The organism is Trebonia sp., assembly GCF_049794275.1.
Classification (GTDB): Bacteria; Actinomycetota; Actinomycetes; order Streptosporangiales; family Streptosporangiaceae; genus Trebonia.
The window spans coordinates 1-11,304 of the sequence record NZ_JBARCR010001322.1 but is presented as its reverse complement, the minus strand read 5'-3'; the positions used below and the strand labels follow the sequence as shown (position 1 = coordinate 11,304).

The following is an 11,304-nucleotide window of genomic DNA, read 5'->3' as shown; positions in this document are numbered from 1 at the left end:
CACCGAGAGGCTGGCGACGTGTCCGTTACCGGAGACCGCGACCGGGCCGAGCGGGGTGTGCTGCCACTTCTTGTGCAGTTCGGGCACCGAGGACAAGAGCATCCGGGTGTAGTCGTGCTGCGGGTTGTCGAAGACCTTCTCGGTCGCCCCGGTCTCCACGATCGCCCCGTGCCGCAGGATGATCGTCCGGTCGCTCACGTAGTTGCCGAGCGACAGGTCGTGGGTGATGAACAAGATCGCCAGGCCAGAACGCTTCAGCTTGACGAGCAGGTTGAGCACGTCGACGCGGGTGGAGGCGTCGAGCATGCTGATGATCTCGTCCGCGACGAGCACCTTGACGTCGAGCAGGAGGGCGCGCGCGATCAGCAGCCGCTGCAGCTGGCCGCCGGAGAGCTGGTGCGGGTACTTGCCGAGCACGTCCCCCGGGTTGAGCGAGACCGCGTCGAGCGCCGCCTCGATCTTTGCGTTCCAGTCTTTGTCCGAGACGCCCTTGAAGTACACATCCCGTATCAGCTCATAGACCCGGTCCGCCCGGTAGATGGGGTTGTAGGAGCTGAACGGGTCCTGGAAGACCCCCTGCACGTGCCGGTAGTACTCGCGCAGCCCGCGCGGGGAGTACGTGGCGATGTCCTTGCCGTCGAAGGTCACCGTGCCGCTGGTCGGCTGCACCAGCCGCAGGATGACCTTGCCGATCGTGGTCTTGCCGCTGCCGCTCTCGCCGATCAGCGAGATGACCTCGCCCTGCTTGAGGTCGAAGGTCACCTTGCGCAGCGCCGGGGTGAGCGCGCCGTCCCGGCTGGTCGAACGGTAGAGCTTGGAGACCTGGTCCACCTTCAGCGTGCTCATTTCCCCTGCTCCTCCTGGCTCACCTTCCAGCACGCGACGTAGTGGCCGGGCTTGACCTCTTCGAACGGCGGAGTCTCCGCGCACTTGGCGAACGCGAACGGGCACCTGTCCCGGAAGCGGCACCCGGTGGGCGGGTTGACCAGCGACGGCGGCCGACCGGGGATGCCGGTCAGCGTGGTCTGGTCGTGCCGCACGCCGACCTCGGGCAGCGACGCGATGAGCGCCTGGGTGTACGGGTGGAGCGGGCTGTCCACGATCGTGCTGGTGCTGGCCTTCTCCGCCAGCCGGCCCGCGTACATGATCGTGATGGTGTCGGCGATCTGTGCCAGGATCGCCAGGTCGTGGGTGATCGCGATGATGGACTTTACGAACTTGCGGTCGCGGAACTCCAGCAGCATCTCCCCGACAGCGCGCTGGGTGGAGACATCGAGCGCCGAGGTGACCTCGTCGGCGATGAGCAGCGAGGGGTCGAGCAGCGTGGACATGATGATCGTCACCCGCTGCCGCATGCCGCCGGACAGCTCGAAGGGGTACTTGCTGAGCACGTCCTCCTTCAGCCCGATCAGCTCGATCCGCCGCTTCATCTCGGCCAGGACCTCGTCGCGGTTGCGCACCCCGTGCGACTTGAGCAAGTCGCCGGTGAGCTTGCCGATCCTCCTGGTGGGAGGGAGCGCGCTCATCGCGTACTGCGGGACGAGCGACACCTCGGTCATCCGCTTCGGCCGCATGACCTTACTGTCCGCGATCGGGAGTTCTTTGCCGTCCAGGGTGACCTTGCCGCCGGTCTGCTTCATCCTGGCGTCCAGGTAGATGAGGGCGTTCCCGAGCGTCGACTTGCCGCTGCCCGACTCCCCCGCCAGGCCCATGATCTCCCCGTCAGTGAGCGTGAAGCTGACGTTGTCGACGGCCGTCACGTCGCCGAGGCGGCTCCGGTAGGCCACCGAGAGGTTCTCTACGCTGACGCTCACTGGTCCCTCAGCTTCGGGTTGAAGACCTCGTCCAGGCCTACGTTGGCCACAAGCAGCGCCGCGACCATCGCGGTCAGCACCACCCCTGGCGGGATGAACCACCACCACTCGCGGTACAGCAAGGCAGCCTCAGTCTGCGCCTGGTTCATCATCGAGCCGAGTGACACGACGCCGGTCGGCCCGAGCCCGAGGAAGTCGTAGCTCGCCGCCAGCAGCATCGAGCTGCCGAACAGCAAGACGATGACCAGGAACAGGTACGAGGCCATGTTCGGCGCGATTTCCCTGACGATGATCTCCAGCGGCCGTTTGCCTGACAGCTTGGCTATCTCGACGAACTCGCGCGACCGCAGCGAGAACGTTTGCGCCCGGACCGCCCGCGCCACCCATGGCCACGTGGTCAGCCCGATGAAGATGCCCTCGAACAGCACGCTGCGCGAGTTGAGGTAGGCGCCGATCACGACGAGCAGCACCAACGCCGGGATCATCACGATGATGTTCGTGACCATCTGCAGGACCTCGTCGAGGAAGCCGCCGCGCCAGCCGGCGGCGAACCCGAGCGCCATGCCGACGATAGACGCGGACACGGCGCCGAGCGCGCCCACGAGGTAGCTTTCCCGCGTACCGCTGGCGAGTTCCGAGAAGATGTCGCGGCCGAGCGAGTCCGTGCCGAGCCAGTACGTCCCGTTCGGGTGCCGAAGCTGCGCGCCGGTGAGGGCGCCAGCCGGGAACTTGGCGATCATCGGCCCGATGATCGCGAAGAGCACGATCAGCAGCTCAAGGCCGATGCCGAAGACCAGTTTCTTGTTCCGCAGCCCGTAGTAGAGGAAGTCGCCGCGCCTGCGCGCGGCGCCGAGTCCGGCGGGCACTCCCGCGATCGGGGCGACGAGCTGCTGGGATGCCGTGACCGTGGAGCTCGCCGCGGCGACGGATTCTGTCAGCTCCCCCGTGATGAGGTCCACCGGTATGTCATGGCTCTCCGCGGGTGTTTCCGGTGTGTGCGGGGCCTGGCCCACTGACTCGCTCACGCCGCCTCTCCCTGCATGCTCAGCCGGGTCCGCGGATCGACGCTGATGTACACCAGGTCGATGACGAAGTTCGCGATCAGGACGCCGATGACGATGAAGATGAAGATGCCCTGCAGGAGGAAATAGTCCTGGCTGGTGATCGCGCCGTAGATCAGGTGCCCGAGGCCGGGGTAGTCGAACGCGATCTCGGCGACGATGTTGCCGCCGATGACGACGCCGAGCGCCAGCGCGAGACCGGACAGCTGCGGGAGCGACGCGTTCCGGTAGGCGTACCTGCGGACCACGCGCTCGTTGGCGCCGAGGGCGCGCAGGTACCGCGAGCTGTCGTTCTCGAGCTCGTAGATGACCAGGTTGCGCATGCCGATGGCCCAGCCGCCGAGGCTCACGAGGAACACGGTGAGGAACGGCAGGAACCAGTGGTCGAGCAGGGACGCGATGAACGTCCAGGACCACGACGGCAGCAGCGTCTCGGAGTAGGCGCCGGAGGTCGGGAACACGTGCCAGACCACGCCGAGCAGGTACGGCACCACCAGCGCCAGCCACGGATACGGGATGGCCTGGAAGATATAGCCGAGCGGGAGCACCGTGTTATCGAGAACCTTGCGCCGCGCGGCCGCCGCGCCCAGCCGGTTCCCGATGATGTAGGAGAGCACGATGGCGGGGACGAGGAGCGCCAGCGTGTACGGCAGCGCCCCGAAGACGAGCGACGTGACCGAGGCCGGGGCATCCGAGATGCTGATCCCCATGTTCCCGGTCAGCACGCCCTTCCAGAAGTCCGCGTACTGCTGCCACAGCGGCACGTTGAGGCCGAACGACTGGGCGAACGACTTGTAGAGCGCCGCGTACGACGCGGAATCCAGGTCGAACTTCGCCAGCAGGCCCTGGATGGGGTCTCCCGGCATCAGGTGCGGGATGCCCCAGTCGATGCTCACGCCGACGAAGAACGCCAGCACGTAGGTGATCAGTTTCCTGCTGAGATAGCGCCGCACGGGCAAGCTCCCGAGGTGAATCGACGGCCCTGCGACCCGCTTCCCGGCCGCTCGCGCGGGCCGGGAAGCGGGTCGTTGACGGGGCTGCTAGTGACTAATCGAGTGACGTGCCGCGAGCGTCAGCTCGAGGTCTTCGGCGCCGGCTTGAGGCTGGCCAGCGCGTAGACCGTGGTCATCGCGCCGATGTAGCCGTTCCACATGACGGGCATGTTCTGGTCGGTGCCCGCGCTCGACGGGTAGTCCTGCCAGAACTGGGTGTTCCCCTGGAACCAGGCACCGTTGTACCAGAGCGGGATCACCGGCTCCTGCTGGAAGAAGTCGGTCTGCAGCTGGGTGTAGAGGGAGTCCAGCTTTGACGTGTCGGTGAGCGGGACCGTGGCGGCCTGCTGCACCAGCGACCAGTCCGCCGGCGAGCTGTACCGCTCCCAGTTCAGCTGCGAGGTCTGCTGCTTGGCGATCGGGAGCTGGTACACGCGCTGGTAGTAGCTCCACGGCGTGGAGTCGAGGCCGGCGTTGTTGTCCAGCTGCAGGTCGAAGTTGCCGTTGGTCACGTTGGAGGTGCGGGCGTTGGCCTGCGGGTAGATGAGCTGCAGGTTGATGCCGATCGCGTCGAGCTCGGACTTGATGACGGTGGTGGCGTCCATCCAGTCCGACCAGCCCTGGGGCACCTGCAGGGTGATGGCCTGGCCCTTGTAGCCGGACTGCGCCAGGAACTGCTTGGCTTTGGCCGGGTTGTAAGTCGGCGCGCCGCTCGAGACCGCGCCCTGGTTGACGTAGCTGCTCAGGTTGGGCAGCAGGCCGGTCGGGTTGGCCGCCTTGGCGATGCCGCCGTACACGGTCTGCGCGATCGCCGACGGGTTGAGCGCGTAGGCCAGCGCCTTGCGGAAGTTGACGTTGCTCATCGGCGCGACGGAGTCGTTCGGCTCGAGCCACACCGTGTTCGCCGACAGCATGTACGGCGTCGTCGGGTAGTAGGTCTTGAGGGTGTAGCCGGAGTTGCCGCCCACGGCGCCCATCAGCTGGTTGATGCCGGGCAGGAAGTTGTTGCTCCAGTCGATCTGGCCGGCGGTCAGCTGGCCGAGCTCCTGGTCGTTGCTGCCGTTGACGACGTCCACCAGGTACTTGAACTTGAAGCTCAGGCCGAGCGCGCTGGTGGCCCACCAGCCCGGCTTGGTCTGGTACGCGACCTCCTGGGCGTTGGAAGTGTCCAGGGTCATCGGGCCGGTGCCGACCGGGTGCGCGTTCGCGTCGGTCGCGATCTGGCTCGCGGGGAACTTGGACCAGACGTGCTGCGGCAGGACCGGGGCCTTCCACAGGTAGTCCGTGAACTCGGTGTAACCCGGCGTGCCCTTGAAGGTCACCGTAACCGTGTTGCCGCTGGCGACCGCGGTCGCGACCGTCGACACGTTGGCCGAGTACGGGTCGGTAGCGTTCGTCCTGGCGAGGTTGATCGAGTAGGCGACGTCCGCGCCGGTTAGCGCCTGGCCGTCGCTCCATTTCACGCCCGGGCGGACGTCGATGACGTAGGTGTTGCCCTTCCAGCCGGCGTTGATGTCGCCCGTCGCCAGCCAAGGGTCGTACGTGCCCTTCTGCGGGTCGTACAGGAACAGCGGCTCGTAGATGAGCCCCTGTGTGCCCGTCGCGTAGTTGCCCGTGTCGAGCGGGTTCCAGTTGGATGGCGGCGCGTACGCCGTGCCGCTGGTGTAGAGCGTCTCGTTCCGCGGGAAGCTGGTCGCCGCGCCGCCGGACGACGCCGCCGCCGACGACGAGGATGACGACGCGGAGCTGCTGCTGGGCGACGAGCCGGTGCACGCGCTGGCCGTGGCCAGCGCGAGTACGGCGATAGCGACGGTACCGTACCTGGTCCGCCATCGCCTGCTTGTCATGTTCCTTGTAGGTCTCACCTGCTCCTACCTCCTCATTAGCGAGTCCCTCTGATGACCCCGGGTGTAGGAGCCGTCGGGGTCGCAGTTGACAGAGAGCTATACCGGTTAAGTGTCAACCCAAAGGAGAGCCAAGTAAAGTGTCGTCTGCGTATCGCTCATGTCGCGATTAGATATCAGACCCGTGAACGGGGCCGTCAGCGCAGGGTCAGGCGGAGAGGCGAGGGGTGGCGATCGCCGGGGCGCCTGCCTGGCCGGAGCTATCGCGGACAACCAGGGCGGGCTGGGCCTCCCGGAAGTTCTCCGGGTAACCGCCGGCCGCCATCTCCTGGAGCATCCGGGCCGCCTGGCTGCCCGCGGCCGGGATGTTCCTGCGCAGCGCGGTGATCGCCGGGTGGATCAGCTCGCAGAGCGCCGAGTCGTCCCAGGACACGATCGACACGTCGGCCGGCACGTTCCGCCCCATTCGCTGCGCCGCGCCGAGCCCGGCGGCGGCCATCACGTCGTTGTCGTAGACAATCGCGGTGGGCGGCTCCGCCGAGCCGAGCAGGCTGCGCGTCGTCCGCGCGCCGTGCTCGGCGCTGTAGTCGGCCTCCACCGAGACGGCCGTGAGCCCGGCCGCCGCGGCGGCCGAGGTGAACTCCTCGCTGCGGAGCCTGGAGTGCCAGTACCTGGCGAAGCCGCCGACCCGCGCGATCCGGTGATGACCCAGCTTGGCCAGGTAGGTGACCACGGTTTCCACGGCGGACCGGTCGTCCTGCCAGACGGCGGGCAGCGCCCCGGAACCGCGCGGCGTGCCGATTACCACGGCCGGCATGTGCAGACCCTCGAGCACGGCGATCCGGCGGTCGTTCACCTGGAGGTCCACCACGAACACGCCGTCCACCCGCCGCTGCGCCCACCAACGGCGGTAGAGCTCGATCTCCTCGTCCTGGTCCTCCACCATGGTGAAAAGCAGCGTCACGTGCTGCCTGGCGAGCTCGTCCTGGATCCCGGAGATCAGCTGCATGAAGAAGACCTCGCTGCCCAGCGTTCGGGCCGGCCGGTCGATGATCAGGCCGAACGCCTCGGCCCGGCCGGCGGTCAGGGCACGGGCCGCGCTGTTCGGCTGGAACCCGATCTCCTTGGCGATCGCCAGGATGCGCTCCCTGGTCGCCTTGGACACGCCCGGCTGGCCGTTCAGCGCGAACGAGACGGCTGCCTTGGTCACGCCGGCCCGCTGTGCGATGTCGGCAATCGTCGGACGCTTCATCCGGTTCCCTTCGCGCCACGCGAACCAACTGTTTAGCGTAAACCTGGGACGCGTCCCAGGTCACGTCCCAGCATAGATCTATGCATGCTAAACCGGTATAGTACTTCGGTCGCAGCCGGCTGAAGTGGCTGCCCGCGAGAGGAGTCGGCGTCTCATGCGCAGGAACACGGCGCGAGTCATATCGGGCGGCGAGCCGGTCAACTGGCTCGGCGCGAACTTCTGGTCGCGGACCGGCGGCCCGCTCATGTGGCGCAGCTACGACCCCGCGGTCGTCGCCGGAGAACTCAGCGTCCTCAAGGAGCACGGCCTGACCATGACCCGGTCGTTCTTCTACTGGCCCGACTTCATGCCGGGCCCGCGGGAGATCGACGACAAGATGACCGCCCGCTTCAAAGACTTCCTCGACCGGCACGCCGAGCTCGGCATGACCACGATCCCCACCTTCATCGTCGGCCACATGTCTGGGGAGAACTGGGATCCGGCCTGGCGGAACGGCCGCGACCTGTACGCCGATGTCTGGATGGTCGGCCGCCAGGCCTGGTTCGCCCGTGAGATGGTCCAGCGCTACAACGACCACTCCGCTGTCGCGGGCTGGCTGGTCTCCAACGAGATGCCCATCTACGGCGGAAGCACAACCGGCCACGAGATCGTGGCCACCTGGGCGCAGCTCATCAGGGACGCGGTGCGCGCGGGCGGCGGCCGGCAGCCGTTCTCGCTCGGCGACGGCGCCTGGGGCATCGAGGTTACCGGCACCGACAACGGGTTCCGGCTCGCCGACATCGCCGGGCTCACCGACTTCCTCGGCCCGCACGTCTACCCGGTCGGCGACGACCCCATCAGGCAAAAGTACGCCGCCGCGCTGGCCTGTGAGCTGGCCGGCACCTTCGGCAAGCCGGTGATCATGGAAGAGTTCGGGGTGAGCTCCGACTTCGCATCCGACTCCCACGCCGCCGCGTACTACCGGCACGTGCTGTACAACACGCTGCTCGCCGGGGCGACCGGCTGGATCGCGTGGAACAACACCGACTTCGCGCTCCCCGGCCAGGACCCGTACCGGCACCACGCCTTCGAGCAGAACTTCGGGCTTACCGACGCCCACGGCACGCCGAAGGCGACGCTCAGGGAAATGCGCGAGTTCGGCGCGACTCTGACGAAAGTCGGCCACACTCGATGCGAGCGGGCCGATACCGACACCGCGCTCATCGTGTCCGGCTACCTGGACACGATGTACCCGTTCGTCTCCCCCGAGGCACACGTCGCGATATCGAAGGCGCTGCACCAGGGCTACCTGGCCGCCCGGCTCGCCGACCTGCCGCCCAGGCTGACCAGGGAAAGCGACGGCATAGAACCCGGCGCCCGGCTTTACCTCGCCCCGTCGGTGAAGCAGATCCTCGCGCCCACCGCCGACACCCTGCAAGACCTCGCGGACAAGGGCGCGTGCGTCTACGTGTCCTACTCGGCCGGTGACGTGGCCTGGCACCGCGGCCCGTCCTTCGGACGGATGAACGACCTGTTCGGCGTGCGGCACCAGCTCGACGTGGGCGTCGCCGACCCGATTACCGACGACATCGTCGAGCTCACGCTCACCCGTGACTTCGGCGGCCTGACGCGTGGAACCACGCTCTCCTTCCGGGTCGGCGGCAGCGAGCACAGCCGGTCGTACCTGCCGGTCGCCGCGGCCACCGCCGAGGTCATCGCGACCGATCAGCACGGCCGCCCGGCGCTGCTGCGCCGCCAGGTCGGCCGTGGGTCGCTCATCTTGTGCACCTACCCGGTGGAGTACATGGCGGCGGTCACCCCCCGAGTCAACCCCGACGCCACGGTCACCCTCTACGGCGCGCTCGCCACGCACGCTGGCGTGCGCCGCCCGGTGACGGTCGATGACCCGCGGGTCGCCTGCGACATGCTGGTCCGCGACGACGGCTCGCGGTTCGCGGTCCTGGTCAGCCACGACGATGAGCAACTGACGGTCAAGCCGCGGCTCGGCGAAGGCGAACGGCTGGCCACGCTTGACGAGGCGGAGGTGGTAGAAACAGTCACCATGAGCCCGTTCGGGATAATCGTCCTTGAAGTCATCCGGAGCTAGAGTCATATGCCCTGGTATGACATGCCGCTGGAGCGGCTTCGCGAGTACCGCACAGAAACGAGCGAGCCGGCCGGGCTCGACGCCTGGTGGGCCGGGCGGCTCGAGCTGGCGAGGGCGCAGGCCCAGCCGGCCACGTTCACGCCGTACGAGCCGGACGTCTACCAGCCGTTCCGGGTGCTCGACGTGGAGTTCTCCGGCGCGGGCGGGGATCCCGTGCGGGCGTGGTACATCAGGCCGGCCGCCGAGCCCGCCAGCATCGTGGTCAAGTTCATCGGGTACGGCGGCGGCCGCGGCGCGCCGGCCGAGCACATGCTGCTGCCCGCGCTCGGCTACGGGGTGCTTGTCATGGACAGCCGCGGCCAGGGCGGGCGCTGGACGTTCGGCGCGACCCCCGATCAGTCGACAGGGCCGGAGAACGCGCAGGTGATGACCCGCGGGATCACGACGCCCGAGGAGTACTACTACACCCGGATGTTCACCGACGCGGCGCGCGCCGTGGACGTGGCGCTGGAGCTAGCCGGCCGCGACGCCGTGGTGGCGGTCAGCGGGGCGAGCCAGGGCGGCGGCCTCGCGCTCGCGGCCGCCGCGCTGCACGGCGACACGGTGGCGGTGTGCCACGCAGACGTCCCGTTCCTGTGCGACATCCAGCGGGCGATCACGCTGGCGCCGCACGCCCCGTACACGGAGATCCCCGAGTTCCTCGCCGAGAACGTCGCGCTCATCGACACCGCGCTGAACACCCTGCGGTACATCGACTGCGCCCTGCTTGCCCGCAGGATCACGGCGACGTCGCTGCTCAGCGTCGGCCTGATGGACATCATCTGCCCGCCGTCCACGGTGTTCGCCGCCTACAACGAGATCACGGCGGACAAGGACATCGCCGTGTACCCGTTCAGCGGGCACAGCGTGCCGCACGCGCACGCCGAGCGCCAGCTGCGCCACCTGAGAGCCGCGCTGCCCGCCTAGTCGCGGATGACTACCTTGTTGGTCAGCGTCCCGATGGACTCGATCGTGACCGATACCTCGTCGCCGTCGGCCAGCGGCCCGACGCCCTCCGGGGTGCCGGTGAGCAGCACGTCGCCTGGCAGCAGGGTCATCACCGCGCTGACGTACTCGATCAGCGACGGCACGTCCCACAGCAGTTCCCTGGTGCGCGCGTGCTGCCGCACCTCGCCGTTCACCGTGGTCGTGATGCCCAGGTCGGAGGGGTCCGTCCCGGTCTCCATCCACGGTCCGAGCGGGCAGAACGTGTCGAACCCCTTGGCCCGCGTCCACTGCCCGTCCCGCAGCTGCAGGTCCCGCGCCGTCACGTCGTTCGCGCAGGTGTAGCCGAAGATCACGTCCTCGGCGCGCTCCTTCGGCACGTCCCGGCAGAGCCGGCCGATGATCACGGCCAGCTCGCCCTCGTAATCGACCCGGTCGGTGAGCTTGACCGGGTAGGCGATCCTGTCGCCGGGCCCGGTCACCGACGTGGACGGCTTGAGGAACAGCACCGGCTCCTGCGGCAGCTGGGCGGCCCCCATCTCCCTGATGTGGTCGGCGTAGTTCCTGCCGATGGCGACCACCTTGCTCGGCAGCACCGGCGCTAGCAGCCGCACCTCCGCGAGCGGATAGCGCTGCCCCGTCAGCCGCACGCCCGACGGGTCAATGCCGAACGGATGACCGTGTAGTTCCGAGATTGTCTGTGGTTGGCCCGACTCACCCTCAACGACGCCATAGGCGACGCCGTCGCCCATGGCGAACCTCGCGATACGCACGAGCCTCCTTCGGTCAACTGGCCACCCGAGCCTAGCTGCTCGGGCGCTGGCGCGCTGGCCGCCAGTGCTTGCGCCTTACTGCTGGTAGCCTTCCACCTCGGCCGCCGGGCGCGACTCGGCGGCGTCCGGGTCCTCCCCGAACTCACGGCGCGCCCGCCGCTGCCGCAGCAGGTCCCAGCACTGGTCGAGCGCCTCTTCAGCGGAACGAAGGCGCTCCCGTTCCTGTTCCGAACTGAGCCGCCCGTCGGCGAGTTCGGCGCGAAGTTCCCGCTCGGTCTCCATCAGGCCGCTGATCCTCGCCAAGATCTCCTTGTCGTCCATGTGCATACCGTAAGCCCGCCGGTGCCGGTGCACGGATGCACCCCTTCCTTTTATCCGGAACGGGCCCGTGCCTCCGCCCCCTCCGTCCCGCCCGCCCGTCCGGGGCGCCAGCACGGAGGCGGCGACCGCGATCCACAGCGCGAGCAGCACCGGGATGCCGAGCGCCAGGTGCAAGCC

At 68.1% G+C, this 11,304-nt stretch carries 10 protein-coding genes; 2 read left to right on the top strand and 8 right to left on the bottom strand.

Annotated elements, in window-relative coordinates:
- The 6 genes from WA805_RS32010 to WA805_RS31985 all read right to left on the bottom strand — a co-directional run.
- Positions 1 to 846: ABC transporter ATP-binding protein (locus tag WA805_RS32010; RefSeq protein WP_425244212.1), on the bottom strand; the 846-nt coding region annotated here is incomplete at its 3' end.
- A complete protein-coding gene (locus WA805_RS32005; protein WP_422272589.1) occupies positions 843 to 1,814 on the bottom strand; it encodes an ABC transporter ATP-binding protein in 972 nt (323 codons plus the stop codon). The genes WA805_RS32010 and WA805_RS32005, both read right to left, overlap by 4 nt.
- A complete protein-coding gene (locus WA805_RS32000) occupies positions 1,811 to 2,839 on the bottom strand; it encodes an ABC transporter permease (protein ID WP_422272587.1) in 1,029 nt (342 codons plus the stop codon). Before WA805_RS32000 ends, WA805_RS32005 begins: the two co-directional genes overlap by 4 nt.
- Positions 2,836 to 3,828, bottom strand: coding sequence for an ABC transporter permease (locus tag WA805_RS31995; RefSeq protein ID WP_422272585.1), 993 nt, complete (start codon positions 3,826 to 3,828; stop codon positions 2,836 to 2,838). The genes WA805_RS32000 and WA805_RS31995 overlap by 4 nt, the downstream gene beginning before the upstream one ends.
- A 119-nt stretch (positions 3,829 to 3,947) precedes the next feature.
- A complete protein-coding gene (locus WA805_RS31990; protein WP_422272583.1) occupies positions 3,948 to 5,714 on the bottom strand; it encodes an ABC transporter substrate-binding protein in 1,767 nt (588 codons plus the stop codon).
- Between the two features lie 205 nt (positions 5,715 to 5,919).
- On the bottom strand, positions 5,920 to 6,963 hold the full coding sequence (locus WA805_RS31985) for a LacI family DNA-binding transcriptional regulator (RefSeq protein ID WP_422272581.1): 1,044 nt from the start codon (positions 6,961 to 6,963) through the stop codon (positions 5,920 to 5,922).
- A gap of 154 nt (positions 6,964 to 7,117) precedes the next feature.
- Between WA805_RS31985 and WA805_RS31980 the strand changes: the two genes are divergently transcribed.
- Positions 7,118 to 9,049, top strand: coding sequence for a cellulase family glycosylhydrolase (locus WA805_RS31980; protein ID WP_425244211.1), 1,932 nt, complete (start codon positions 7,118 to 7,120; stop codon positions 9,047 to 9,049).
- 6 nt (positions 9,050 to 9,055) lie between these two features.
- Positions 9,056 to 10,015 carry an acetylxylan esterase gene (locus WA805_RS31975; RefSeq protein WP_422338808.1) on the top strand — a complete coding sequence of 320 codons (960 nt, stop codon included), beginning with the start codon at positions 9,056 to 9,058 and terminating at the stop codon, positions 10,013 to 10,015.
- Here WA805_RS31975 and WA805_RS31970 read toward each other — a convergent pair.
- Positions 10,012 to 10,806, bottom strand: a complete 795-nt coding sequence (locus WA805_RS31970; RefSeq protein WP_422279920.1) for a fumarylacetoacetate hydrolase family protein — start codon at positions 10,804 to 10,806, stop codon at positions 10,012 to 10,014. The genes WA805_RS31975 and WA805_RS31970 overlap by 4 nt on opposite strands.
- 75 nt (positions 10,807 to 10,881) lie before the next feature.
- The coding region (locus tag WA805_RS31965; RefSeq protein WP_425241250.1) for a DUF2630 family protein at positions 10,882 to 11,304 on the bottom strand (423 nt) is incomplete at its 5' end.

Bases quoted from the DNA above. Each gene is read 5' to 3' on its own strand.
- WA805_RS31985 (WP_422272581.1), bottom strand. From the start codon at position 6,963: ATGAAGCGTCCGACGATTGCCGACATCGCACAGCGGGCCGGCGTGACC.
- WA805_RS31975 (WP_422338808.1), top strand. From the start codon at position 9,056: ATGCCCTGGTATGACATGCCGCTGGAGCGGCTTCGCGAGTACCGCACA.
- WA805_RS31990 (WP_422272583.1), bottom strand. From the start codon at position 5,714: ATGACAAGCAGGCGATGGCGGACCAGGTACGGTACCGTCGCTATCGCC.
- WA805_RS31980 (WP_425244211.1), top strand. From the start codon at position 7,118: ATGCGCAGGAACACGGCGCGAGTCATATCGGGCGGCGAGCCGGTCAAC.